25 protein-coding genes are annotated in these 23,527 nt (G+C 52.0%); 2 read left to right on the forward strand and 23 right to left on the reverse strand.

All coding sequences use genetic code 11. The features are described from left to right. Positions 1 to 16: 16 nt before the first annotated feature. From KZ483_RS23670 to KZ483_RS23780, 23 genes are all read right to left on the reverse strand, one after another. Positions 17 to 1,021 carry a ubiquinol oxidase subunit II gene (locus tag KZ483_RS23670; protein ID WP_220350019.1) on the reverse strand — a complete coding sequence of 335 codons (1,005 nt, stop codon included), beginning with the start codon at positions 1,019 to 1,021 and terminating at the stop codon, positions 17 to 19. Positions 1,022 to 1,339: 318 nt separating this feature from the next. After that, positions 1,340 to 1,627 carry a hypothetical protein gene (locus tag KZ483_RS23675; RefSeq protein WP_220350020.1) on the reverse strand — a complete coding sequence of 96 codons (288 nt, stop codon included), beginning with the start codon at positions 1,625 to 1,627 and terminating at the stop codon, positions 1,340 to 1,342. A gap of 106 nt (positions 1,628 to 1,733) precedes the next feature. Further along, positions 1,734 to 2,612: an AraC family transcriptional regulator gene (locus tag KZ483_RS23680; protein ID WP_258881396.1), complete on the reverse strand. Its 879-nt coding sequence runs from the start codon at positions 2,610 to 2,612 to the stop codon at positions 1,734 to 1,736. Between the two features lie 65 nt (positions 2,613 to 2,677). After that, positions 2,678 to 3,757, reverse strand: coding sequence for a Gfo/Idh/MocA family protein (locus tag KZ483_RS23685; protein WP_220353644.1), 1,080 nt, complete (start codon positions 3,755 to 3,757; stop codon positions 2,678 to 2,680). A gap of 104 nt (positions 3,758 to 3,861) precedes the next feature. Then, complete coding sequence (locus KZ483_RS23690) at positions 3,862 to 5,028, reverse strand: Gfo/Idh/MocA family protein (protein ID WP_220350021.1); 1,167 nt, start codon at positions 5,026 to 5,028, stop codon at positions 3,862 to 3,864. Beyond that, entirely contained in the window at positions 5,025 to 5,930 is a 906-nt protein-coding gene (locus KZ483_RS23695; protein WP_220353645.1) for a sugar phosphate isomerase/epimerase family protein, read from the reverse strand. Before KZ483_RS23695 ends, KZ483_RS23690 begins: the two co-directional genes overlap by 4 nt. 495 nt (positions 5,931 to 6,425) lie before the next feature. After that, positions 6,426 to 7,640: a M24 family metallopeptidase gene (locus tag KZ483_RS23700; protein ID WP_220350022.1), complete on the reverse strand. Its 1,215-nt coding sequence runs from the start codon at positions 7,638 to 7,640 to the stop codon at positions 6,426 to 6,428. A gap of 63 nt (positions 7,641 to 7,703) precedes the next feature. Further along, positions 7,704 to 8,189: a hypothetical protein gene (locus KZ483_RS23705; RefSeq protein ID WP_220350023.1), complete on the reverse strand. Its 486-nt coding sequence runs from the start codon at positions 8,187 to 8,189 to the stop codon at positions 7,704 to 7,706. 46 nt (positions 8,190 to 8,235) lie between these two features. Then, complete coding sequence (locus KZ483_RS23710) at positions 8,236 to 8,661, reverse strand: hypothetical protein (protein WP_220350024.1); 426 nt, start codon at positions 8,659 to 8,661, stop codon at positions 8,236 to 8,238. Next, on the reverse strand, positions 8,658 to 8,804 hold the full coding sequence (locus tag KZ483_RS23715; RefSeq protein WP_220350025.1) for a hypothetical protein: 147 nt from the start codon (positions 8,802 to 8,804) through the stop codon (positions 8,658 to 8,660). The genes KZ483_RS23710 and KZ483_RS23715 overlap by 4 nt, the downstream gene beginning before the upstream one ends. Before the next feature lie 52 nt (positions 8,805 to 8,856). Continuing rightward, on the reverse strand, positions 8,857 to 9,006 hold the full coding sequence (locus tag KZ483_RS23720) for a hypothetical protein (RefSeq protein ID WP_220350026.1): 150 nt from the start codon (positions 9,004 to 9,006) through the stop codon (positions 8,857 to 8,859). A 64-nt stretch (positions 9,007 to 9,070) separates the two neighbouring features. After that, positions 9,071 to 9,961: a hypothetical protein gene (locus KZ483_RS23725; RefSeq protein ID WP_220350027.1), complete on the reverse strand. Its 891-nt coding sequence runs from the start codon at positions 9,959 to 9,961 to the stop codon at positions 9,071 to 9,073. Positions 9,962 to 10,071: 110 nt separating this feature from the next. Then, positions 10,072 to 11,007 (reverse strand): type II secretion system F family protein, encoded by a 936-nt coding sequence (locus KZ483_RS23730; RefSeq protein ID WP_220350028.1) that lies wholly within the window; start codon positions 11,005 to 11,007, stop codon positions 10,072 to 10,074. Continuing rightward, positions 11,001 to 12,404 carry an ATPase, T2SS/T4P/T4SS family gene (locus tag KZ483_RS23735; protein ID WP_220350029.1) on the reverse strand — a complete coding sequence of 468 codons (1,404 nt, stop codon included), beginning with the start codon at positions 12,402 to 12,404 and terminating at the stop codon, positions 11,001 to 11,003. The genes KZ483_RS23730 and KZ483_RS23735 overlap by 7 nt, the downstream gene beginning before the upstream one ends. Further along, positions 12,404 to 13,246, reverse strand: a complete 843-nt coding sequence (locus KZ483_RS23740; protein WP_258881397.1) for a CpaE/TadZ family protein — start codon at positions 13,244 to 13,246, stop codon at positions 12,404 to 12,406. Before KZ483_RS23740 ends, KZ483_RS23735 begins: the two co-directional genes overlap by 1 nt. Further along, positions 13,243 to 13,974, reverse strand: a complete 732-nt coding sequence (locus KZ483_RS23745; protein ID WP_220350030.1) for an SAF domain-containing protein — start codon at positions 13,972 to 13,974, stop codon at positions 13,243 to 13,245. Before KZ483_RS23745 ends, KZ483_RS23740 begins: the two co-directional genes overlap by 4 nt. 168 nt (positions 13,975 to 14,142) lie before the next feature. Beyond that, positions 14,143 to 14,745, reverse strand: a complete 603-nt coding sequence (locus KZ483_RS23750) for a TetR/AcrR family transcriptional regulator (protein WP_220350031.1) — start codon at positions 14,743 to 14,745, stop codon at positions 14,143 to 14,145. Between the two features lie 87 nt (positions 14,746 to 14,832). Beyond that, positions 14,833 to 15,993: a YhgE/Pip domain-containing protein gene (locus tag KZ483_RS23755; protein WP_220350032.1), complete on the reverse strand. Its 1,161-nt coding sequence runs from the start codon at positions 15,991 to 15,993 to the stop codon at positions 14,833 to 14,835. 281 nt (positions 15,994 to 16,274) lie between these two features. Next, positions 16,275 to 16,625 carry a type II toxin-antitoxin system PemK/MazF family toxin gene (locus KZ483_RS23760; protein ID WP_189000789.1) on the reverse strand — a complete coding sequence of 117 codons (351 nt, stop codon included), beginning with the start codon at positions 16,623 to 16,625 and terminating at the stop codon, positions 16,275 to 16,277. 3 nt (positions 16,626 to 16,628) lie between these two features. Beyond that, positions 16,629 to 16,910, reverse strand: a complete 282-nt coding sequence (locus KZ483_RS23765) for a CopG family ribbon-helix-helix protein (RefSeq protein ID WP_220350033.1) — start codon at positions 16,908 to 16,910, stop codon at positions 16,629 to 16,631. Between the two features lie 228 nt (positions 16,911 to 17,138). Beyond that, entirely contained in the window at positions 17,139 to 18,314 is a 1,176-nt protein-coding gene (alr, locus tag KZ483_RS23770) for an alanine racemase (RefSeq protein ID WP_220350034.1), read from the reverse strand. A 189-nt stretch (positions 18,315 to 18,503) separates the two neighbouring features. Continuing rightward, positions 18,504 to 19,757 carry a DUF4367 domain-containing protein gene (locus tag KZ483_RS23775; protein ID WP_220350035.1) on the reverse strand — a complete coding sequence of 418 codons (1,254 nt, stop codon included), beginning with the start codon at positions 19,755 to 19,757 and terminating at the stop codon, positions 18,504 to 18,506. A 534-nt stretch (positions 19,758 to 20,291) separates the two neighbouring features. Next, on the reverse strand, positions 20,292 to 20,819 hold the full coding sequence (locus KZ483_RS23780) for a YfiT family bacillithiol transferase (RefSeq protein WP_220350036.1): 528 nt from the start codon (positions 20,817 to 20,819) through the stop codon (positions 20,292 to 20,294). A 217-nt stretch (positions 20,820 to 21,036) separates the two neighbouring features. Between KZ483_RS23780 and KZ483_RS23785 the strand changes: the two genes are divergently transcribed. Beyond that, positions 21,037 to 22,131, forward strand: a complete 1,095-nt coding sequence (locus KZ483_RS23785) for a GerAB/ArcD/ProY family transporter (RefSeq protein ID WP_220350037.1) — start codon at positions 21,037 to 21,039, stop codon at positions 22,129 to 22,131. Next, positions 22,121 to 23,521 carry a spore germination protein gene (locus KZ483_RS23790; protein WP_258881398.1) on the forward strand — a complete coding sequence of 467 codons (1,401 nt, stop codon included), beginning with the start codon at positions 22,121 to 22,123 and terminating at the stop codon, positions 23,519 to 23,521. Before KZ483_RS23785 ends, KZ483_RS23790 begins: the two co-directional genes overlap by 11 nt. Positions 23,522 to 23,527: the final 6 nt, after the last annotated feature.

Below are 23,527 nucleotides of genomic sequence, written 5' to 3' on the forward strand. Positions count from 1 at the left end.
GTTGTACTCCTCCTCTCTAGCGGGTCTTGATACTCTGATCTTTCGCATTTCCATCTGTCGATTGAGTGTGATCCATGCCCGGCATATCACTCATATTATTCAATTTGCTCATGTCCTTCGTGTCCACATTGGTGTCCGTTTTACTCATGTTCATATCATGAGCGCGGTCGGCTCCGCCGTTCTTGGCAACCACCGAGCCAAACAGGTCGGGCGGAAATGCCGAGAATGACTTTTCAACCGATATGCCCGGCTTTGACAATTCCTTATACCCGGCATCAGTCAACTTAGGAGATGACCGTTTCACACCATCCACCCATTTATTGAAGTCGGCCTGCGGCTCCGCTATGACATTGAAGTGCATGTGAGCAAATTCCTTACCTGAGAAATTAGCGCCAGTGCCGTAATATTGGCCCGGCTTATCAGCCTGCAGCCAAAGAGACATGGCCATGCCCGGCATCGAATACTCCTGTCCGCCGAGCTGCGGAACCCAGAATGAATTCATCGGCGCGTCGCTTGTCAGCACGAAGTCCACTTGTACGCCGGCCGGGATATGCACGTAATTGACGGTCGCGATCTGTTGATCGGGATATTGAAACAACCATTTCCAGTCGAGCGATGTGACTTGAATTTCAATCGGCTTCGTGTCCGTAATAACCGGCGGCCGGGCAAGCGCATACGTATCGCGTGCCGTATAAGTACCGAGAATGCCAATAATAATAATCGGGATTCCCCACCAAACGATTTCCAGCACTTTGCTGTCGTCCCAGTGCGGCTGATACGGCGCCTTGTTATCCGGTTTATCGCGGTAACGCCAAATGATAAAAGCCGTTATACCGAGCACCGGAATAACGACTATGGCACACAGTATCGCTGACAAAATTATGAGTCGGTACTGGGTTTGAGCTACCGGCCCCTGCGGGTCGAAGACGACAAATTTGCTGCTGCATCCCGTTAACAGAACCGCAGACATCAAACCGGTGGCCAGCAGCATAACGCCGCGGAGTTTAGTCGATTTCTTCATTAGCTTATTCATCTCCTCGCGCTCATTCGAAAGGCACTACTCTGATGCTAGCATAGCAGATGTACAACCCGTTGAATCGACCGTTAACAGATCCGTCAATCTTCTGTTCTTATTCCGTCACCATTCGTTCAACGGCCGTTCACGAATAAGGATTATTAGGTTTAATTAGTGAATTTATGTAAAAAAAAAGCGCTTCTCCCGCTTAGCGCCAAATAGGCTAAGTAGGAAAAGCGCTGCAGTTTTGCCGGCAAACCGGATTGCTGCATTATGATTTTTCCGATAGAGTGCCCTCCGACTCCCGCTTGCCGAAGACCTGCGTTATTGCTGATCCGATTGGGTCGCCGGGCTGACTTTCACGATCTGGCGGGTCGGCACTACCCGGAACATCGTCCCGAGTACGAGTACCTGCGTACCTCCGATAATAAAGCCGATACCGACCATAAGACCAAGGTTCGAATCCTTAAATTCATAGGCAAAGCATAAGCTGAGTACTAATCCGAGCACCATCAACGCACAGCCGACGTTCGGCAGAAGCGACATCCAACGATTGTCATCCGTCGCTTGAATGCGCTTTCCTTCGGAAATGAAGCTATCATTGTTCTTCATGCTTCAACACTCCCAAGACAATTTTGTAACACTATTATATCACAAAATAGCCACGGAGTGTTCACTTTTTGTTCACAAAAGCTCGCCTATCGTTGGAGGTATGCACTCAATAGCCCGTATTTGCCGCTGCGGCCATTTCTCTGCGGTATAATTCCGGGCTGCTGCCTACCGTCGCTTTGAACAATCTGCTGAAATGGGCCAAATGATTAAATCCGACTGCACGGCAGACCTCTGAGACCGACAGCTCCGGCTCGAGCCGGAACATCATTTTCGCCTGATTGATACGGCGATTATATAAGTATTTAAAAACCGTCGTACCGGTCACTTCTTTAAATAAATTGGACAAATAGGGCTTCGTTAGATGAAGTGCGGATGCGATATCATCAAGCGTTATATCATCTGTATAGCGCTCCTCCAGAAAGGAGACGACGCTTTGGACATGCTGCTCTTTATGCGATCGGTGGCCGTAATCCCTCACCGGCTCGCTGCACCAGGAGCGTATTAGATGAAGCAGCTCCAGAAATCGCAGGACGAATCGGTCATAGGAAGCTGTTAAGCTAGAACCGGTGCCTCTCTTATATAACAGGTCCATCTCGGCCAATAGCTTTTCCAGCTCTGCCTGGTCCGGCTCGCTTAGCGAAATTCGTATGTTGCGCAGTTCTTCAAAGGCCTTAAGCAGCGCAGCCGCAGGCTCAGCCTGCAGTATTTTGTGCACATAAGCCGGATCAAAATGAACGATCGATCGAACGTATCTCCGCTGCAGGGCGGGATTCGGACAATGAAGCGTCATACCGTGCATAAGGATAAGGTCTCCCGGTTGAAGCGACATAAGCTTGTCACCGATCAAATAGTTGCATTCGCCTTCCTGAAAATAGTAAATTTCGTAGCAAGCGTGCGAATGGAACTGTGCGCCGGCCATTGGCTTATCGTTCCGGTAGCTGTATTCGATCGGATGCTGAAGCTGCATAATGGGCGTGAACGACACGAAGGTCTCCTCCAAACAAAAGCGCTTTATCGTGCGCATGCTTATGAGAAAATTGTACCACGCTTTTACTCTACGCGAACTGCCATATTTTGTGCCGTTACACACAGTTCCGCCGCCTTGAACGCATGCTCCTGCGTCATAGCGTTTTCGGTTCGGTTCAGGCAGTCGAGAATAAGCTCGCCGAAGAACGGATACCCGACCTGCCCCCCAACCGAAAAATGCGTCTCGCCAGTCTTGTTTACCAAATAGACATGATCGCCTTTTTTGTCTCGCGCAATATCGATATATTTACGGAGCTCGATATAACCGTCTGTGCCCATGATGATCGTTCTCCCATCGCCCCAGGTACCGAGACCGTCCGGTGTAAACCAATCCACGCGGAAATAGTTCGTCGCTCCATTATCGCCGATCAGCGTCGCATCGCCGAAATCCTCCAGCTCGGGGTAATCCGGGTTTCCGTAATTCGCCACTTTGCTGTGCACAACCTTTGCATCCTTGCAGCCCGTAAAGAATAGAAATTGCTCGATCTGATGGCTTCCTATGTCGCAAATGATGCCGCCGTACTGCCGCTTGCGAAAAAACCAATCCGGCCGCGACGCTTTGTTCAGTCGATGTGGACCGGTCCCGATAACCTGCAGAACGCGGCCGATAGCCCCTTCTTGAATAAGCCTGCCTGCGTATACAGCGCTTTCCACGTGGAGACGTTCACTGTAGTAGACCATATACTTTTGGCCCGTCTCCGCTACCTTCGTTTTGGCTGCGGCAATCTGATCAAGCGATGTGAAGGGTGCTTTGTCCGTAAAATAATCCTTGCCATGGTCCATAACCCGCATGCCGAGCGCCGACCGTTCGGACGGAATAGCCGCTGCCGCGACCAGCTTCACTTCTTTATCTTCAAGAATAGCTTCAGGTGATAAGGCCGCCCGCGCTTGCGGGTAATTCTTAAGGAATTGAGCGACCTTCTCCGGGTCCGGGTCGTAAACCCATTTCAGTGTGCCGCCCGCTTCGATTAGCCCGTTCGTCTGGCCGTAAATATGCCCGTGGTCAAGCGCCATGGCGGCGAAGATAAACTCGCCCGGGCCGCATACAGGCTCCGGCTTGGTCCCTGACACAGGCGCGTAATTCATTCCATCGTTGCGATTAATATCTGCCATATCCTTGTAACCGCTCCTTTGCTCTTCAATAAAATAGTTTTGCGGCGATATAAAATCCGCTGCTTGAGATGTCCCGATCTGGCGCCGGGCACAGATTAGAATGTGCCGCTAAGATCGGCAGGCATGGAAGCTGCTTCAGGCTTGTTCTTCCGCAAAGTGGATTCTGCAATACGCTTGTTAAGCTCAGCCTCGTGCAGCTCTTCGTCAAGCGGCAGGTCAACCCAGCCGTCGAGCCAGGTCGACAGATGCATGGCATTGGATATGGTTAAACCATCAATGCCTTCTTCTCCAGGTGCCACAAGGGGAACGCCCTTCAAAACGGCATCGGTGAAGTTCTGCAAAATACCTGCATGCTCCGGATTTTTTCCCTGGGAAGGAATATCGATTTTCCAGCATTCCGGCGTGCCGAACGGAGCTTTGTTCCGTTCATTAAAGGCGGATTCGGATTCCCGCAAGCGCCAGAACGTCATGTGCCCATCTTCGATTACGATTTTGCCTCTGTCGCCCGAAACTTCGAGCCGGTTTGTTCCCGGCGCTTCCGAGGTTGCGGTAATAAATACGCCGGTTGCCCCGTTCGCATATTCCGCATAGGCCGTCACATCGTTCTCGACCTCAATGTTGCGGTGCTTGCCGAACTGGCAGAATGCGCGTATCCTCACCGGCATCATGCCGATCGTCCACTGCCACAAGTCAAGCTGGTGCGGACATTGGTTAATGAGCACACCGCCGCCTTCGCCGCTCCACGTAGCGCGCCAAGATCCGGAATCGTAATAAACCTGTGACCGGTACCAATTCGTAATAATCCAGTTGGTGCGGCGGATTTCCCCCAGCTCACCGGAGGCAATAAGCTCGCGAAGTTTCTGATACAGAGGGTTCGTCCGCTGATTATAGACAATGCCGAATTTCTTGTCGCTTGCCGCCGCCGCTTCGTTCATCAGGCGGACTTGCTTGGCGTAAACGCCGGCCGGTTTTTCGATCAGCACATGCATTCCTTTGCCGAACGCCTGAATCGCTTCGGACGGATGATCGTAGTGAGGCGTTGCGACTATGACGGCATCCACGAGTCCAGAGTCAATCATGGAAGCAGAGTCTTCAAAAACGGCAATATCTTTTAAATGCTCCCTCGCCCACTCCCGTTTGCCCTCGAATCCGTCGCATACGGCAGTGAGTTCGGCACCATTAATAGCTCCTGACATTAATATTTTTGCGTGACCGGTACCCATGTTCCCGACCCCTATAATTCCATAGCGAAGCTTGCTCATCCGATCTCCTCCATCCATCGGTTCATCTGATTCGCATAAATTTTAAGCATTGTCCTCGTGTCGTAAGCGCTGCTGAAATCTTCAACACCGAACCAACCGTCATAACCGACTGCCCGCAAATCGCTCAGCACCTGCTTCCATGGTACGATACCGCTTGCAATAGGCCGCCAGCCGCATGACCATGCAATCGGGTCGAGGGCATCGCCTTCGGAGCCGCCTTTACCGCTCGCTTGCGCCGCGTTCGGGTGACCCGGCGCCGGCATCCACCCGGCATTCTTCACATGAACGTGAGCAAGGTACGGGCCGAGCAGCTCAAGGCCCATCCGGTAATTCTCATATCCTTCATAGACCATGTTGCCCGGATCGTACAATACGCCGATCTGGTCGGGATTGAAGCTGCTGACAAGACGGTGGGTAAGTGCGGCGCTTGGTACAATCGTGTTGTGATGCGTCTCGACTACCGCTTTGACGCCATAGTCTCGAGCAAGCGGTTCTACTTCCCGCAGGTAGGCAGCGGCCAGATCGAACAATTCATTGTAGTTCCGGGTTCGGTCGTATCCCGGCACTCCTACGCGAATCATCGATGCGCCAAACCGTTTAGCCAGGCGAAAAATGTTCTCGGTTGCCTCTATATCACCGCATGTAAGATAGGGCGTAATTGAGATTGTCTGGCGTTCGTGCTTGGCTGCAGCCTGCTCGAACCTAACAATGTCTTCCTCCGATGCATCGGGAGATATAGTTGCAAGGTTATTGCCCCAGAAGGACGGCTTCTCGTTCAATTTGTCTGCTGGCGTCTCTTTACAGCGCCATTCCATGCCTTTAATGCCTGCCGCCGCAGCAGCTTCACATAGTTCTTCCGGCGTCAGGTCGGGAGATGCAACCGTAAATACAGATAATTTCAACACTGGTTCTCTTCATCCTCTCGTTTATGAATCTCCAAATCGTTTGACTGTCATTTTCAATTTAGGCAATTGTAAAGACGTCCGAAAGGTCTTGACTAACACATCACCCCATGGTTAAGAGGCAAATATAAAACGGTTACATATTAAGATTCCGATATGTTCAGAAACATTGTATCATATGGAAAATAGGTTGGCGGTTCGATTTCAGTTTCAATTAACCACAGTCAAATGAACAGGTGAATTAAGATATCTCAGTAAACTCTGCCCGTTAGAAACGCACTCAGGCATGGTTGCTCTGGGGTGTATGATGGCTCATTATTTTCGGCTGATTAGGAGTACGTATACGCTGGAGAGGCGGCTGTGCTGCAGAAAAGGAGCGGCTGATTCGTGTGCAGCGGCGCGTCTCAGGTTCAATATCGGATTAGAATCCTATCGTGATCCGGCGCGCCGCTGTTTCGTGTGAACGGGAAACGGCCATTCTGTACAGAAAAGTAGCTATGGTAACACAATTAGCCCCTCGGGTGATTTTGTCAGCTGGCGCGGTCCTTGCGAGGTGATGAGGTAACTATTCTCGATCCCGACGACGCCACGGCCGGGGAAAGTGAATTTGGGCTCAACAGCGAGCACCATACCGGGCTCAAGCGGCTCTGCAAAACCTCGGGCAAGCACAGGCCATTCATCAACCTCCAGCCCGATGCCATGTCCGAGAAACTTCACCTGATCAGCGCCAAATCCCATAAAATGCGCAGATAACCCGGCATCCGCAGCCTGCTCAAGGGAGGCGGCATATAATGAATTGCAAGAAGCTCCCGGCTGCATTAAACGTTCCGTTTGCCGGATGATAGCTTCCGCATGGGAGTATGCGGCTGCCAAATCATCCGGCAAAGTGCCGATCACCGCCGTTCGCGTCTGATCGATTACATACCCGTCTATGCAGCAGCCGATATCGATCAGAATCGGCTCATTACGGCCGATCTGTCTTCGGCTTACGCTTTGCGCCGCCGCCGGACCGAGGCCCCGTCCGCCCGCCGGACCATCGAAAGCGGACGGTTCGGCCGCCGCCTCTCCGGATCCGAGCATCCCCGTCATAATCTCCATATTGTAGCTACGCGTCCTCATAATACCGGTATGTCCGCGCAGCCTGATTTCATATTCAATGCGAGCCATAAGCTCAAGCTCGCTCATTCCTTCCTTTAACATGCTTACAGCAGCACCCAGTGCTTCAGCCGCCGCTTGCGCGGCCCCCTCGATCCGGTGGATTTCCGAAGCCGACTTGATCATGCGCACACGGCGAATAAGCGCAGAGCCATCGACAAGGCTCCCGCCCCCGGCGCAAACAGTACTCGACAGCTTGTCATAAGTCAAAGCAGGTAGGACATCCATCTCGGTCGCTACTTGAAATGCTGAACCGGCAGAGAATACAGCCGGATAATCCTGTTCAAGCACCGTCCGAAACTGCCGAAGCGAAGGCATCGGCAGGACACGTACAGCCGCTTCCCGCCTCGCACGATCCACGCTGCGGCGCACATAGAAGGTTGCATCCCCTTCGGCTGGAATAAACGCATAACCGGCCTGCATCGAGCCCGTTAAATAATATAAATCCACATGCTGGGTCACCAGAAAAGCGTCAATTCGCTCCTTCTCCATCAGCTGCTGCAGCCGATGAATACGTGCTTTCAACTCATCGTGGTGCAATAATCCATCTACCATAGCCGGTTCCACTCCCCGTGTTCATCATGCTCCTCCCATTACAACAAAAGAACGGCTTCCCCGTCAACTTGCAACGAGCTCAGCCGTTCCTTTAATCGTCCATTCGATCGGTTCGATAACCTTGAAAACACGCGGATATACAATTCTTGCAATCATGACAACTCCCGGCCTCTTCAGCGTAACCTTGTAATCGTATGCGGCATTAAGGTATGTGAATGGAAACGACCTGTCGTCGTTGATAACCTCAAATACCAATATTTCCACCCGCTCCCGTAAATAAGCGCCCGGCAGCGGTTCACCGCTCGAATCCAACTGGAGGTTCGCCTGCAAATAGCGTCCCGCTTCCTCTGATGCGGCTGATTCGTCAATATGAAGTCTGCCGTCGGCGAGCGCTTGACGATCCACCTGCTGCGCCGCGGCATGAGCGGCACGGTTGACTGCATGTTTCCCTTGAAACAAGGCGGACATCGCCATTTCCTCATCTAACTGCAGCGCGTGCATGAGCATCCACACCACCATCATAAGCATGATGAGTACCATCTTATGCATACTTCCTCACCCTCTCTGCAGCTTCCATGAATAAACCGGCGGGATTCTAGGGTACAAATTCGCTCATCTTCATCCCTGCCGCCCTGATTCGGGCATCAGAGGGAGGCGGCGTCAGTCCGATCAAGCGGTCAATCTCAAACAATCCTTCAACCGGATAGCTGATAGCAAGTGTTAGCCCTACGCCCCTTGGCAGCGGGTTTAACGGATTTGTCGCATCCCACCCGTTCGTTGAAGCTACTTCGAAGCTGACATTTCCCGGCAGCAACCCATACCCCTCCAGCCTTTCGCGAGATTGCTGCATCATAGCGGCATCGATATAACCATGATCTCCGTTGGCACCCGTTTCCAGCAAATAGTCGACCTCCTGCTGCAAAACCGCTTGCCGGACGATAAGCACATGCTTATAAATCGGAGAAAACATAAACCAACACATCATGGCGGCGAAGAGGATGAACACCAGCAAGCCTCTCACGGACTCATCCCCCTGATCGCGTCGCTCATATGGCTGCCCGTCTGATCCAGCTGCGCTTTAGTCCCCTGCTCGCCCCCGGTCACGTTTGTATAAATAATGACGACAACAATAATGAGCAACAGCGACATTAACAGAGCCCGCACAGCGCCACCTCCTTAATAGACGATTAAATTCTCCAGCTGTGTAAATCGTATTTTAAGGGTTAATCGCACCGATTTTAGTATTCGCTGCATTCCCTTGAGTTTCGATCTGAGCTTGAGTGCCTGTGGTATCCTTTGTCACGATCGCATTAAATAACAGGACAACAACCACGAGCAGCATAACGGTCATCAAAATATTCCGCATCCTCTCACCTCCTTGTATAATCGTAACGTCAGTTGAAGCTTAGCACCCGGCGGTTAATGCCTACCTAGCTCAATGAGCCGAACAGCTTCTGCCCTTCTCTAACCCATGGATAAATAAAAATCTGGAACGTATATAGAATCGGAATTCCTGCAAGCACGAACAGCAAGTAGGAGGTTGATTCCTTGCGGCTATCTCTTGCCAGTTCCAGCTTCTCCTTGTAATCGTGAATCCGGTCTCTAAGCAGTACATAATAATGCTCGCTCTCGTGCAGCCGAAGCGAATCGATGGTTTCGACGAAACTGAGGCCCTCTTCGGTACCAAGCCTGAGCTTAAAGCGGCGGAGCGCCCCTTCCGCGTCGTGATACCATTCCCCGAGCAGCATTTGCAAATCTCCCCGCATCGTACGGGTAAAAGGCAGACAGCGCATCAGCTTTGTATGGATGTGGAGTGACGAGCCGGCAAGATAGAGCAGTTGGCTGCTCACGATATAGATCTCCTTGGTCATCCGCTCCGAACGCGCCCTGCGGAATGCCTCCAACCACGGCAGATCCCAGAATAAAAGAATTACAGCGACAGCAAGCACCATTGGAGCGGTAAAGCGAGGTAAAACTTCGATTGGCAGACGGGAAAAGCCGAAAGCGGCTGCAATCCATAATGGAATCGCTGCAAAGAAAATCCGCCTAGCCAGTACATACACCGCCGCATCACCTGTAAAGCCGCAGCCGGCCAGGAGCCGTTCCCGTTCCTTAAAGGACGGGTCGTAGCGGCTGATGCGCGCAAGTCGGAGCCATTTCTCCGGGACACGTTTATTCTGCCAACGAAACGCCGCCAGATACGCAAAACGCGGTCTTCGTATCAGGAACGCACGCAGCAGCGAAGCTATAAATACGCAGCCAAGCACATACTGGCCAGCCAGCGCTCCCCACATCACCAAGCGGGAAATTGAATAATCCATTTTATTTGATCACCTCAGATGTTTTGCGGAGCAAAACATGGCTTCGTAAGCATTTGCTTGATGTTTTGCGGAGCAAAACACGGCTTCGTTTTGACGCTTTGAAAATCTACTTACATCTTTCTTCGTGAAAGCCACAGCCCCATTACAAACGAAACAAAAATAAGTACGATAGCGTTAAGCAGCAGGTCCCTTCCTTTCGGGTCGACGATATAGTACAAATAGGCGTTTTCGGGGGTGTAATGAAAGTTGATTCCGACGAACAACCCAAGAAACAGCACCGGCGAAAAATTGGCGAGCCTGATCTCCAGAAGCTTGTTGCGCTCCTGCTGACTGGCTCTTCTTGCTTTGCGCATATCGGTTATCAGTTCCTTCAAGTTGTCAGCTATCGGATGACCCTCCGCCAGTCCTGCCCTGACAATATTCACAAAGTAGTCCGCCCATACATGTCCGAGCGATGCCGCGAATATCCGCAAGCTAGCCTCATCATCGCCCCGAACCGAAACATTGCGGTACAGCTGTTCAAAAACGGACTGCATGGGTCCGAGCAGCCGCTTCTCATCCACTGTCCGCTGCAGCGCCGTCCTTATCTGCTTGCCGCCGCTGACGAGGCAGCATTGGTAAAACAATTCAACCGCCGGTAAAAAATCAATGCGCGTCTTCATTTGTTGATGGACAAGCATCATCCGCAGCAGCATGTAGGGCAGCGCTCCCAGTACGGTACCCAGCAGCAGTGTTCCCTTCAGACTTTGAAACAGCATGGCTCCGCAGGAGGTTCCGGCAAGCAGCATCAGAACGGTTGTTATAATAACGGATCCCGGCTGAACATTGAACTGCAGGGATTCAAGAAGCTCGGACAAATGGCGGTATAATCTTTCATTGCGCGATACGAAACGGGCAAACCGATGATTCAGCCTTTGATTTTGCCAATATTGCAGTCTGCTGACCTGTTGATGCCTCACTAACCAAAGCTGCAGCAGCTGCCGGAAAGCAATAAACAACGTAATAAACAGCGTGATGACGATAACAGATATGGCGAATCTCAGCATGGCGAATGAACACCTTTATTCATGGCAGGGCAGTTCCAGGCAGCAATCTGGGCGCCACCCTGTTCAAGCCTTAATGCAGCCCGGCTGGAAGGCTTGCTCGGGTAGATCCACTCTCCCGAAGATTCGTCGAATATCGCCCAGTCCCGCACTTTGACCTCACCGCTCTCCCAGCTTAGTTCAGCAAGGCGCATGACCCGGCGCTTACCCGCCGTATATCGCATTTCGATTCCGATCTGCGTCACATACTCGGCAATCCTCTTCGTCAGGCGCTCGGGATTCATCCCCCGGCCGTCGAGCATGCACATATCCGTGATTGCCTCCGGAACATCCTCCAGCGCTATCGCATGAACCGTTGTCATGCTGCCCGAATGGCCTCTAGTGCAGGCCCTGACATAGATGTTAGCATCTTCATCGCGAATTTCGGCATGAATGATTCGCTGAGGCGATTGCCGGAGCGCCAGCTTAAAGGCTTGGGTCGCACGGTGGAAAGGGTCTTCCTCGTCAGCCTCATACTCCACCGTGTTCTTGCTTGGAAAATCACGGCGCAGCATCATCTCATGACGGCCTTCGATCGTGATGATACGCTCTTCATCCGGGAGCTCTCCGATCATCGCCTTGATCAAATGAGTCTTACCGGAGTTGGTCGGTCCGATGACGACGATATTAAATCTGGCCTGAAGTACGGCAAGGACCATATCCCGGAGATGCGGACTCATCGTTCCGTATTCAGGGCTGCACAATGCTGCCAAATCAAACCGCTGTACCGTATAGAACCGAAGCGTCAAGGTTGGCTGCGCGGTATAACCAAAGCCGGTCATCGTTACGCGCGTCCCGTCCCGAAGCATGACCTCCGCCCATCTTTTGCGCGGATTAAATCGGTCGTTATTGTAGAGAACGAGGTTTTGTTGAATGCGCTCCACTTCCCGTTCCGATTCAAATCTGTACTCCGAGGGCCTGCTGCGTCCGTCCCTCACCTCAAATATCCTCGTTCCGACGACTTGTATTTCCTCCAAACCTTCACGTTCCCTCAGCACGAGCTCAAGAACACTGAGCCCGATAACTTCCGCGAACAATGCTTCAGCAAGCGACGAGTACGGGTGCTTATGGCCGGGAAGTTCATGAATCCGCTGACGGAGAAGCCGGTCCGCGATAACGGCTAATATCTGCTCCCGCTCTTCCGCATAACCGAGTACGGCCCGGTTCAGCTTCTCGTTATACTGCCGCCGCTCATCTTCCGTAGCACCGCGCGGCATCGCCAGATAGGTGCGGACATCCTCGGCAAGCCGAGCGAAATCACGCTGCACCTCCGTATCATTTTCCGTCTGCCGCTGCTCCGTGTCTTGAGCAAGCAGCTGCGCCGAGAATGTGGACGGGGAAAACCGCTGCTCTTTGCTCATCAAGTACTCACTCCGCTCCGATGAGTGAGCAGTTTTTTATACCACGGTTGTGCTGGCATGCCCATTCGCCGCTGGAGTCCGTATCTGCTCTGAAGCTGCAAAGCAGGCTCCTTCATCGCTTCTTTTCCCTGCTCACTGAGGGTCAGCCACTGATCAAGGCTCCCGGTATCGAGCTGTGAGAGCATCGGCTCCGTTAATTTCAACTCACCGATTAACGGTACCCCGAGCTCGTTGCAAATATCTTTCACTTGAAATCCTCCAATCCTCCAAGGGGGGTGAATTATTACCGTTTCGTATTGGTCGCTTGATATGCCGAACATGGGTGAAAGCTGCTTGATCCACCGCTGTGCGTCCTCCTGAAAATGCGACAAAGCTCCTGTCGTGACAATCATTCGCGAGCTGGAACGACGCAAAGCGCATAATGTAGCCGCATTGTCCCAGTAGGCCCCGACATCCGCGATGATAATATCGAAGGATAGCCGGGCAACATCCAGGAGATGATCCATTTCTTCCGCCGTAAAGAACTCAGCCTGATCCCGCATGATATTCCCGAACATGACATGCAGACGACCCTCAATGCTTGCCGGGTGCATCGAGCGCAGCAGCTTTTCAGGGAGCAATGACTCTGAACGAAGCTCAGGCCGGAGCGAGTCAAGGGTGGCTTCGGGCTTGTCCACTCCCAAATATCGGTGGGTCTTCGAGCTCTTCAGGTTGAGGCATAGAAACCCTACGGACGCTTCGCTCCCCTCCGCGATCCGGCAGGCCGCGGCGAATGCGGCGATCGTGGTCCCGATATTAGGCGTCGTTCCGACAAAAGTAATAAGCGGTGCTTGCGTGATCACGGTCCTTCCTCCGGCCGCCCTGCGGCTTGTTCAATATCAAGCGATTGCGGGGAGTACGCAATGACAATCCTGCTCTTGCCGGTTTTGCAAAGCGAATCGAGTTCAAGCCACTGCGCCTCAGTCAAATTCAAGTTAATGTAATCGATCATTCCGTTTGCATCGCGTCTGGAAGCATACATCTTCTCTTTATCCCCGCTCGCCATCGACATCAGATTCGGATTCTCCGTATCGTCGATCTCGATGTTCGCCGATGTTTTCACCGAAGCGACCGTCACCGGCTGTTCAAATAGCCGGGCTGATTCCACACCCTCCCCAGACAGGTACAGCATTACCTTGTCCCCTGCGCGAATACCATTGGAAACCGATAATACGTACTCCCGCGGAATCTGAAAAGTAGACTGGGACCGGCTAGGCAGCAGTCTGAACTTATCAACCTTCCATTTGAGCAGCGGCTCATTCAAGCCGAGCGGCACTACGCTTTCCAAACCCTTCACCTCTTCCGCCTCAAGCACCATTTCGGGTACATACGAAGCCTTCGCGATTTTCTTCGAACCCAGCATATCGGCCGTTATCCGTTCACCTGCGGAAATAAACCGGTTAGGGACGATAACCGTAACGGTTTCCTGGAATTGAACCTCGCGCAGCTGCAGCATGTACACGCCGTAAACGAGCAGACCCGACAAAACCGCTGCGGCAGCACTGATCAGCGCGTTCCGTTTTCTGTTCATCGCTTATCCTTTCTGCAGCTTTTAGCGAAAAAAAAAGAACGCAGCCGGGCATAATGCCCAAGCATGCGTTCTTCGCATAGCGGTCGCTATTGATCTGCTCTATATAATGACATCATAATAGCAGACAACTTTTCAACTGTCTATACATTAATGGAAATTTGTCGTAACTTACCCAGATTTGTCGCCTGTGTAACGCAAACCGGAAAACACAAAATCGTTCAAATCCTCGATCAACGCCTCAGCGTTCATTTCTTCAGGTTCCAGCAGCGGAAGAAAATACGCCGTATGTTTGTGGAACATTACGGCTCCCAGTACCGTTAATAACGTATTGTTGAGCGACCTGAAGCGAAAATGCCCCTGGTCACGGCCTTCTCGCAGAAACTCGCGCAACCGGATCCACATCGGAAAAGCAAACCTGCGTATAACTTCAATCCGGGCCGAGTTAAACAAAATTTCCTGCTGGAGGATTTGAATCATGTCCGGCTCGCGAAGCCGGAAATAAGTGACCCCGCGAATAATCTCCCGTATCCCCTCGACAGGGGTTGATTCCTTTTTAGCCAGTTCTTCGATTTCCCGAATAGGTACAAAATTCTCAATCAGCGCTTGAAATATATTCTCTTTGCCGCCAAAATGATACGACACAAGCGCGATGTTGGCTCCAGCTTCCTCGCATATTTGTCGAACGCTCGTGCCTTCATAGCCTTGTTTGGCAAAAAGCCGCTTAGCCGCATGAAGCAAACGCAGTTTAACATCCGGTTCATCTGTTGGCATTACACTAAGGCCTCCCAGATCGTTCATTAGCATAGCTATAATTATGAACTCGATGTCAGCAAGAAGCAAGAATTTCAATCCTGGAGGTTATACCGCCTGCACCGGCTTTGTCTGCTGCTGAGGCATACGGCCTTTGCGCAATACCGCAAGCGCCCCGACCAAGGCGGCTGAGGCCACTATTATAAGCAGGCCCAAGGAAGCATCGCCAATTCCGGGTCCGCCGAACAGTATGTTCATACTTCCCTCGACCGCATAGGTTGCAGGAAATATTTTGCCAAGACCCAGATAGAAGTCTGAGAGCAGTTCACGAGGCACCATCGCTCCGGACGAAACCAGCTGAGCGGACAGAAGGATGATATTGAACAACATGCCTGCCATGCCGAATAAGATCAGGAACATTTGAGTCACGAACAGAAAAGTCAATAAGAACAACGCCTGAAATCCCCACATTGCCAGAAACCCTTGCTCCGCTTGACCGCCGAGCGCCATCACAAGCGAGGAACCGACGAGAGAAACAACAATCGCTGCAGCGGCATTAATAGCGCTTCGGGCTGCGAACAGCTGGAAGCGTCCAACGTGAGGCGCGACCGCCATAGACGACTGCTGCAGGTTCATACCCATAATCATCGCGCCGACGAACGAAGCGAGCACTAACATCATCGGCACCATCTGATTGTTCATTCCGTTCACTTTATTTGAATATGTAAAACTGGACGTTACTCGTTCGGATAACTCGGCCGCAGATCCTTCCGCCTGCCCGGCCGGCAGCTTCGTCTGCGTCAGAAGGGCCAGCGCCCCTCGACTGATCGCCTCCTTGTTAACGGTCGCCGTTACCTGAGAAGCAATCGAGCTCATCATGCTCTTAATAAGCGCCGGATTCGACTCGTTGAGGGTGTACTGCAAAGCTGCTTTCCCGCCCCGGGTCATAAGCGCCTGGCTGAAATCGGCCGGTATCGTAATCACCATCTGCAGCCGGCGTTCATTGAGCAGCCGTCGCGCCTCTTCGGCGTCAGCGATTAGTTCGCTATGCACGGGAAGTGATTTCTGAAGCTTCTCGGCTATGGCCGGCCCCATTTGCGCATCCAAAGCTACCAATCCGACACGAAGCTGCTTTAACCGGTCAGCATCGGTCACACCGTCGTAGCCGGTCATCCATATCACCGAAAAGATAACCTGGAACATGAGTGCCGTCATAATGCCAATCAACGTTGTCGGTTTTTTCATAAAAGCTTTAACTGCAGTGCCCATTCTCTCCACTCCTTAACGCAAATTTTAATCGTTTGTTTAAAACGTTTATTTTAAACATCTGTTTGAAATGTACTCTGTCATACATTGTTCTGTCAAGCGGTACCATTCAAAAAACCGCCGACTCATATGAGTGCGGCGGCTGCAGCAGCATTTATATTTTGGTTTCCCGGCGCACTCAAGCGCTTTTGTTAGACAGCGTCGGAGGATGGAAATCCACCTCCGACTGGAGACAGAAAACAAAACAGGGCCCAGAAGGCCCTGTTTGCACTGGCATATTCTTATTAAAAATCAATCAATCCGACGCTGATTTGCAGCGACTCATCCACCTTACGCATCGTTTCATCATCAAGATGCGTTATTTTATCCGTCAGACGCTGCTTGTCGATCGTACGAATCTGTTCAAGAAGGATCACCGAATCACGGTCAAATCCATGCGATGCCGCATCGATTTCAACGTGGGTTGGGAGTTTGGCCTTTTGTATTTGCGCTGTAATGGCAGCCACAATCACCGTAGGACTAAACCGGTTACCGATATCATTCTGAATCACCAGCACGGGACGAACGCCACCCTGCTCCGATCCGACAACTGGAGACAAATCCGCAAAAAACACATCGCCGCGTTTAACGATCAAGCTCTACACCCCGCTTACGAGTCGGCCGAGCGTATCGCCCGCATCTTCCTCCGCTTGAAAAGCTTCCGATGCCATGACCAGGTTGATTTTCGCCATTTCCAAATAACCGCGCTGCATCGATTCGCGAATTTGACGCTTTTTACGCTCGACTAAATACAATTTCATCGCCTGACGAATAAATTCGCTGCGGTTCGAGTTCTCCTTGGCAACGATCCCGTCGACTTCCTCCAGCAAATGATCCGGCAAACTAATCATTATCCTCTTGGTGTTTTGCAAATTGGTCACCGAACTCGCACCCCCAAAACATTTCCAGCAAAAAGCGCACTATCAGTATGTCATTGTTACCATCGTATTATACACCACCATACTATGCACCCGATGCAGCAAGTATGCTGCTACCGGAAGATAGACGCAGTGTATACATTCATGTAAGCTATTAGAAGTATTCGCGCTTTTTTTCGAATATCCTCTAATGTGTAACGAATTTTGTCGCAGGAAAAACCATCCATACCCCTATACTAACGGGTTCGCTACAGCAACTACTTCTCCACCGCGCGTATAGACACGCGGTACACGGGAAGCTATCATGCACGTTACCTCATAATTAAGGGTGTCAAGCAGTGATGCGATATCCTCTGCAGAAATCGTCTCGCCGCCTTGCGAGCCGATGAGAACGACTTCCTCGCCTGCCTCGGCAGGTGTCCCGTCAGCCAGCGAATCCAAAGCGATCATGCATTGATCCATGCAGATTGTCCCCAGCACAGGCACACGACGACCGCGTACCAGCGCTTCGGCTTTTCCTGTCAGCATCCGGCTGTAGCCGTCCGCATAGCCAATCGGCAGCGTACCGATACATTCTCCTTCGCCCTGAGTCACGTACCGCGTGCCGTAGCTGATCCCCCATCCCTGCGGAACCCGCTTCACCATCACGATCCGGGTCTTCAGCGACATTACGGGCTCAAGCGTGATTTGACTATGGTTCACCTCAGCAGAAGGATATAAGCCGTACATGCTGATGCCCAGCCGAAGCATGCCTCCCGCCCACTCCGGCGTGTCGATGCCGGCGGCGCTGTTGGCTGCATGAATAACCGGAATATCGATGCCGCTGTCCCGGGTCAACCGGACAAATGCGGCAAAGCGCTCGTGCTGCAACGCCGTATAGGCTTTATCCGTTTCATCCGCCCGCGCGTAATGCGTGAACAGCCCTTCCACGAATATATTCGGTTCGCGTGCCGCCTTTTGAATGAAGCTCAGCGCTTCCGCTCCGGATACCAGGCCTAATCGCCCCATACCGGTGTCGACTTTCACATGGACATGCAGCGGGGGCCCGCTGCGTGACAGAGCGGCTGCAGCTTCCAGTATATCTTCGCGAAATAATGCAATGGCAATATTCAGTTCCCTGGCGAGGGCGAGACCTTCCGCCGGTACGAATCCAAGGACTAATATCGGAGTCAGAATACCGGCTTGCCGGAGCTGAATCGCTTCGTCCAGGAATGCAACGCCGAGATAGTCGACGCCGAATGCCTCTGCTTCTCTTGCCGTCTCGACGGCCCCATGTCCATAAGCGTTTGCTTTCACCGACGCCATAAGGCGCATCCCTTCAGGCATTGCAGAGCGAAAAGCGTGCAAATTGCGCCGAAGTGCATCAAGCGATATTTCAGCCCTTGTCGGGCGATAGTATGCGTCCAAGCGTCCACCTTCTTCTCATTCCGAAGCGTAAACGCCCGCGCGTCCCGGGATTGGATCTTTCCCCCTGAAAACGGGCGGGCGTCTATCTCTGCAACCCATAGCCTTTATGTTAACGCCGAGGCTTGAAGCTGTCAATGAAACAGAAGGTAATATTTCCGCGATTTGGGGTGGAAAATTTTACTCCCCGTTTTATTTGCTTATTTCACCCTGAACCGACTGCGCAACCTTGATCATTTCGGTATCCGGGAGCGTGCCGCTTGTTAGACGATATTCAATACCGTTGTAGGTCCAGGTCAGCGTCAGCTGTTCGTCGCCGCTAATTTGACCCAGGGTAAAGCCGAGGTCGACCATATCGCCTTTCATCTTTGAAGCGGCTACGTCGTGAGGCTGTGTTTGAATCAGCGTATAATCATATTCGCCAGTATAACGAATCATCAAGCCGGGATTCCCACCGAACACGATTTCCTGCTGATCCTTCTCCGAGACGCCTTCCGGCAAATATGACGGTTCCATGGCGGTGAAGGTTGGGGATTCCGCCTGCTTATTGCCGTCCGCTGGCGCCTGCGTATTATCCGCATCCTCACCTGAGGCCGAAGTACTGCCGCCGGCGGACCCGTCATCTGCATTCGGGCTGCTGCCCGCTGCGTCGTCAGGCTTTGCATTCGCATCATTGTCCGGCTGCGGCGCGTTGTTTGCTCCACTATCCGGCGTACCGGCATTACCCGCTTTCGGATCGGATGTCGTTTGATTATCAGCCGGATTCTCAGTTCCATCGCCCGGCTCCGCCATTGTCGGTTGATTGCTCGTACTGCTGTCCATATTATGCTTCGTATCGAAAACGCTCTTGTCGAGCTTGGAGCCAAACTCGAATTTATCGAATTTAACCTCGACCATAACAGCCGCATTCGTATCGCTCACTTGAACCTTGCTCGGCGTATAGTTGGATTTATTGAGCCAAATTTTCTGACGGGCAAGCGATCCGTTCTGATAATTGGCCATGACATCGAATACGTACGCATCCTTGTCAACGGTGAATTGACGGGAATTGTCGAGCAAAATGCTTGAGATCAGCGTCTGGTACAAGTACACCTGACCTTGATTGGACGGCCAATCGCTTTGGAAACGGAACACTTTGTTAAGCCGCGGCGTCAATACGAACACACCTTCATCGTTGCGGAGCACAATTTGCGTAATGTCCTTCTTCGCATTCGTCAGTTCGATCCGGTAGTAGGACGGCTTCTGATAAGACACGTCCACATGGTATTCGAGCGGCTGCTGTCCGGTATGCAAAATCATCGTGCCTGTGCCGTGATAGCTCTCCATGTTGTTAACCACTTTGTCCAAATCCTTCACTACCGAATCCGCGTCCTTAGTCCCGCAGCCGGCGAGAACCGCCGTAACGCACAGCAGGATGGCTGCGATGAAACTGATTCGACGACGCATGAGATCAACCCCTCATCACAAGTTTTTTTAAACGTATCCGGAGCTGTACATGACCGGTGCGGATATCACGCACAAGTTCGTACGGGACGAGGCCGTTTACGCTTGACTTGTACCATGTCTATGAGGGGACTTGGACATTTATGCAGACTAGCCTCAGCTTGTATAAATAAGAGCGCCGCAGGCCCATGAAAAAAATAAAAGACACCTTGAATGAAGAGGTGTCTCAGACTGAAGAGAAAAGCGCTGTCTAGCGGGACAACAGGGTCTGCCGAACGATATGGTCGGCCGTACGAATGGCCAATGCAATCGTGTTTGCGGGGTTTGCTCGGGGATATTGACGATCATGCCGCGAATAGCCGAATCAGGATCCATAATTTGCCGGTTAATGGAAAGGATCTCATGCAGGGCAACCTCGTGGGTTTCGGCTATTCTTCCAAGGTATTTTTCCCTCATGGTGCCCGCTATAACCTATTGTATGAGCGCATGAAGGGATAATGAACCGCCCTGCGACCGGGCTCCCGCTCCCGCCGAACCCTATTCCCAGCCCATCCGTTCTTTGAGTGAATCGATTTGAGCGATATGATGCCGTGCATGCCAGGCGTATCTTTGAGTCGCAATATCGAGGGTCATACGGCCGTGCGTCGGACTTGTAAAGGTTCGTTGAAATTGATCCGGAGACAGTGACCGGAGCAGGACGACAAACCGTTGATGCAGCGACTCAATAAGCAGTAATGAAGCTTCGATCGGCGTATCCTGATAGTCGCTGAGCTCGGCCCATAATTCTTCCCGATAAGTGCCTGCAAACGGAGCTTCTTCTGTTAAGGCTCTTTTAAAACGGATATAAGCGTTCATATCGTTATCGGCCAAATGATGCACGACCTGCTGAACGTTCCACCCGCCAGGGCGATAGGGTGTCAACAGCTGCCCGGAATTCAGGTTTTGCACAGTCAACCGAAGCATTCTCGGAATTTGGGCAATATCTTCAATCCATCTTTTACGGTGCTCTGATGTCGGCTGCTCCTCAGGTACGAATTTCCCAAGGGGATAAGACCTTGAATCCATGCTTTCCACCTCTCGATCTGTATAGTCTATAAGTATTTCTCGGCGTCGCCAAGATTTCCTTTCCGGCATGAAATTTAACCGTTGCCGCTATTATGTAATCGAAATTGCGGCCTTACTTTCGAGCGGAAAGCTTGATTGAAGCCTGGTAAGGAAGGGAAAATACTGGGATGAAAAGTAAATAATGAGGAATGATAACAACAAAAGGGGGGCAGTATTTGTGAAAGCACTCACTTCCTGGCAGTTGTACGGTCTCATGTTTCTTTTTCAGCTAGGAACGAGCGTCGTTTTCGGACTTGCCGGTCAAGCCAAGCAGAATGCCTGGATCACCGTCCTTATCAGCGCATTGCTGGGAATGGGGCTTCTGTGGATGTATTCAAGGCTGTTTGCAGCAAATCCGGGCGCTAATTGGAGCGACCTGCTCCATCTTGCGTTCGGGCGTTTCGCGGGCGCCGCCCTGAATGTGGTTTACACCTTTATCTTCATCTATTCCGCGGCCCGGGATTTAAGAGATGTCGGTGAGTTAACGAACACTTTCCTGCTGCCACAAACACCGATGCCGTTCACAATGTTCCTCTTTCAGCTGCTTGTCGCTTACGTCTGCTATGCCGGCGTTCCGCGGATGGGACAAATGGCCGAGCTCAACGTTCCGGTTATCCTGTTTTTCTTCGCGGTGGAAATCGCTCTGCTCGTCGGTTCCGGACACACCCGGCTGTCTCTGCTTTTGCCGGTGGCCGATAAGTGGAGACCGATTCTGACGTCCGCAATTCCCGGCAGCATCTCGGTTCCTTATGCGGAAGCCTTCGCTTTCGCGACATTTTGGACCATGATGAAATCTCCCGCTCAGTTTCGAAGAATGGCTGTTCTCTCGGCCGCGTCTGCCGGCGGCGTACTGATGATACTCGATCTGCTCGCGGTCAGTACCATTGGCCCTGAAATCTTCTCCCGCTCCTTTTTTCCGCTGATGACAACTTTTCACATGGTCAATATCGGGGATTTCGTACAAAATATTGATCCGCTTATTGTCACCAATTATATGGTAGGCGTGCTGTTTAAGGTATCGGTTTTCACTTATGCGGCGTGCGCGATGATCTCGGGCTTATGGAAGGTGCCCGGTCACAAGGCGGCTGCTATTCCCGTATCGATCCTTACCCTGCTGTTCGCCCTGTACATGGCGGAAAACCTCAGCAGCCACCTCTTCACAGGGCACCAATGGGCTACTTGGGTCATTTTTCCACCATTTTTTATCGTCATGCCAATGCTTGTTCTGCTTATCCTCAAAATTAAAACAGCAGCCGGAAAGGGTGGTGGATAATGTGCCCCAGCAATCGATACGGTTGTCGACACAGGACGATCTGGACCAATTCGCAGGAGCGCTGCGGCTGGCCCTCGGATCGATGCCGGATTTGGTCATCCGCAAGGTGGGGACCTCACAGGTAATTTATATTTCGGGGATTGTCGACCAGAAACGGATCGAACGGGAAATCATTGAGCCGCTCTTGTCGTCTCCCTCTCCCGAATCGGGTGCTCTTCCCGTGACATCGCCCTCTGTCGAGCTTACGGACGATATTCAGACGGCGCTCGAAGCGCTCCTCTCGGGGGAAGCCGCGGTCGCCGTTTGCGGATTCGGCCGTGTTATGCTGGTTAATGTCGCCTCCGCCCCGCATCGCGCCGTATCGGAGCCGGCGACGGAAAACGCGATTCATGGCCCCAGGGAAGGCTTCACAGAGGATTTGGACATCAACGTTGGAATTCTTCGGCGGATATTAAGAAGCGAGAAGCTTAGAATGAAGGCTTGGGAAGTGGGGACATCGGCAAAGACCGAAGTCCGGATGGTTTATATGGAAGGTATCGCCGACAGCAAGTTGGTAGAGGAAATGACGGCAAGGATAGACGCCGTGAAGCTTGAGGCGCTCATCGAAACGAATTACCTTGCGGAGAACATTAAGGACCGGCCGTTAAGCCTGTTTCCGACGATTCAGACGACCGAACGCCCCGATATCGTCCATGCGGCTCTCATGAAGGGGAAGGTCGCGATTATGGTCGACAATTCCCCGTTTGTCCTAATCGTTCCTTTTACATTCTGGAACGCTTTCCAGGCCAATGAAGATTATTACCTGATGTACAGCAGTGCGACGTTCGTGCGGGCGATTCGAGCCTTTTTCATCATATGGGCGTTGACACTTCCATCCCTTTACGTAGCCCTCACTACCTTTCATATTGAGATGCTGCCGACGAATTTGCTGCTTGCCATTGCGGCGTCCCGCGAGCGCGCTCCCTTTCCGGCTATGCTCGAAGCGCTGATCATGGAAAGCGTATTCGAAGCTCTGCGGGAAGCGATTGTGAGATTGCCGCGGATCTTGAGCCAAGCGGTCAGCGTCGTCGGCGCCTTGGTCATCGGACAAGCGATTGTTCAGGCCGGCGTCGTATCTATACCCATGGTTATTGTCGTATCGGTTACCGGTATCGCTTCCCTGATGATTCCCCGCTACGAGATGACATTCGCCATTCGCATCCTTCGCCTGGCGCTGCTTCTGCTCGCAGGGTCGCTCGGCTTTTACGGCATTGCGCTAGGTCTATTTTTTACGCAGGTTTATTTGACCGGCGTACGTTCGGCGGGAACACCGTATATGACGCCTGTCGCACCGCTGCTTCTGAGCGGCATGAAAGATTTTCTCATTCGCAAACAGTTTGGACGGAAATAATAGCCT

Source organism: Paenibacillus sp. sptzw28, assembly GCF_019550795.1.
In the GTDB taxonomy this organism is placed as follows: Bacteria; Bacillota; Bacilli; order Paenibacillales; family Paenibacillaceae; genus Paenibacillus_Z.

Excerpts from the sequence above, each read along its gene's own strand:
- KZ483_RS23705 (WP_220350023.1), bottom strand. The coding sequence starts at position 8,189 with ATGCATAAGATGGTACTCATCATGCTTATGATGGTGGTGTGGATGCTC.
- KZ483_RS23725 (WP_220350027.1), bottom strand. The coding sequence starts at position 9,961 with ATGGATTATTCAATTTCCCGCTTGGTGATGTGGGGAGCGCTGGCTGGC.
- KZ483_RS23775 (WP_220350035.1), bottom strand. The coding sequence starts at position 19,757 with ATGCGTCGTCGAATCAGTTTCATCGCAGCCATCCTGCTGTGCGTTACG.
- KZ483_RS23735 (WP_220350029.1), bottom strand. The coding sequence starts at position 12,404 with ATGAGCAAAGAGCAGCGGTTTTCCCCGTCCACATTCTCGGCGCAGCTG.
- KZ483_RS23675 (WP_220350020.1), bottom strand. The coding sequence starts at position 1,627 with ATGAAGAACAATGATAGCTTCATTTCCGAAGGAAAGCGCATTCAAGCG.
- KZ483_RS23700 (WP_220350022.1), bottom strand. The coding sequence starts at position 7,640 with ATGGTAGATGGATTATTGCACCACGATGAGTTGAAAGCACGTATTCAT.
- KZ483_RS23745 (WP_220350030.1), bottom strand. The coding sequence starts at position 13,974 with ATGAACAGAAAACGGAACGCGCTGATCAGTGCTGCCGCAGCGGTTTTG.
- KZ483_RS23730 (WP_220350028.1), bottom strand. The coding sequence starts at position 11,007 with ATGCTGAGATTCGCCATATCTGTTATCGTCATCACGCTGTTTATTACG.
- KZ483_RS23670 (WP_220350019.1), bottom strand. The coding sequence starts at position 1,021 with ATGAAGAAATCGACTAAACTCCGCGGCGTTATGCTGCTGGCCACCGGT.
- KZ483_RS23750 (WP_220350031.1), bottom strand. The coding sequence starts at position 14,745 with ATGCCAACAGATGAACCGGATGTTAAACTGCGTTTGCTTCATGCGGCT.
- KZ483_RS23720 (WP_220350026.1), bottom strand. The coding sequence starts at position 9,006 with ATGCGGAATATTTTGATGACCGTTATGCTGCTCGTGGTTGTTGTCCTG.
- KZ483_RS23780 (WP_220350036.1), bottom strand. The coding sequence starts at position 20,819 with ATGGATTCAAGGTCTTATCCCCTTGGGAAATTCGTACCTGAGGAGCAG.
- KZ483_RS23690 (WP_220350021.1), bottom strand. The coding sequence starts at position 5,028 with ATGAGCAAGCTTCGCTATGGAATTATAGGGGTCGGGAACATGGGTACC.
- KZ483_RS23755 (WP_220350032.1), bottom strand. The coding sequence starts at position 15,993 with ATGGGCACTGCAGTTAAAGCTTTTATGAAAAAACCGACAACGTTGATT.